This window comes from Parabacteroides sp. AF27-14 (genome assembly GCF_003635425.1).
Taxonomy (GTDB): Bacteria; Bacteroidota; Bacteroidia; order Bacteroidales; family Tannerellaceae; genus Parabacteroides; species Parabacteroides distasonis.
On the sequence record NZ_QTLZ01000067.1, the window covers coordinates 1 to 1163 of the forward strand.

General features: G+C 41.6%; 2 protein-coding genes. Both read right to left on the reverse strand.

The window, feature by feature from the left end:
• Positions 1–170 precede the first annotated feature (170 nt).
• Positions 171–743 (reverse strand): DinB family protein, encoded by a 573-nt coding sequence (locus DWY79_RS22405; protein WP_233564044.1) that lies wholly within the window; start codon positions 741–743, stop codon positions 171–173.
• Positions 744–751: 8 nt separating this feature from the next.
• On the reverse strand, positions 752–1072 hold the full coding sequence (locus DWY79_RS22410; RefSeq protein WP_005860908.1) for a YbjQ family protein: 321 nt from the start codon (positions 1070–1072) through the stop codon (positions 752–754).
• Positions 1073–1163 lie beyond the last annotated feature (91 nt).

Here is a 1163-nt window from a genome sequence, read left to right on the forward strand (position 1 = left end):
AAAGGAGTCAGTCGAAAGATTGGCTCCTTTTTTTGGTATATACACCAGCCGTTTAATTTTCAATGATGTCTGCCTCTTATTGCTAGCTTCCATTTACAACAGTCATTTAGATGTAACATGACATGTCTGGTAGGAGGCATTAATAAAATACCAGCTATATCTTTTTTAGCCTAGAAATCAAGCAACCAAATCGAATCTTCATGATTTGTGATTCCACCTTCTTCTAATATCCGGCTTATCCTTTGAGTTGGGATTTTGCGACGTATATCATCGGGAGATAAGGTTCGGATGATTTCTCTGCTTTCTCGTCCTACTTCATTTCTGTATTCTAAGAGTTCTTGAATACGTAGACTTTTGCTTAGCTGAATAATCTGGTTATCAGATAAGGCATTTCCTGTGTCTCTGATAGGGGAATTCATTCGGGTTTGCCAGTCTTCATTGAAGATCTGCTTTTCCCCGTTAACTAATATATTCATGGTCAGATCCTCAATTCTGCTGATATGCCATAATACCCAAGCGATGGTTTCATCTTTCGCTGTAGGCATAATGGCATATTCATCCTCTCTTAAATCTCCGACTAGCTCATCGACCTCGTTTCTCTCATTACCAGACACCACAGAGAGGTGTAATTTCCCATGAATCTCAAGAAAGAGCTCCTTGGTTTGCTCTATTAATTCCGGTTTACGGATAATGCGGTTTAGTTCTTTATGTGATTCGCTTAATCCGGCTCCAAAGTATTTCATTTTGGGGATTATTGGTAGCGTACGGCTGTCCCGGCGGCGGTAACCATCAGCATGCTTCCGCTTCCTCCTACGGTCTCATAATCTAGATCTACGGCGATTACAGCGTTTGCGCCCATTCGTGCCGCATGATCGCTCATTTCTTTCAAGGCCGTTTCTTTCGCTTCGCGTAAGACACTCTCGTAAGAACCTGCACGTCCTCCGACAATATCCCGGATGCCTGCGAAGAAATCTTTGAATACATTCGCTCCGATGATCGTTTCACCGGATACGATTCCGAAGTACTGGGTAATTTCTTTTCCTTCGATCGTGTTAGTTGTTGTGAGTAACATAGCTTTTCAATTTAATCGTTTGAGGGCAAATATAAGATAAAGAAGGTGTCTGAAAAGGATACCTTCTTTTTTGTTATGCTGCCCGTTCATT

What these genes read in the sequence shown, in the direction of transcription:
- DWY79_RS22410 (WP_005860908.1), bottom strand. Translation starts at nt 1,072, where the DNA reads ATGTTACTCACAACAACTAACACGATCGAAGGAAAAGAAATTACCCAG.
- DWY79_RS22405 (WP_233564044.1), bottom strand. Translation starts at nt 743, where the DNA reads ATGAAATACTTTGGAGCCGGATTAAGCGAATCACATAAAGAACTAAAC.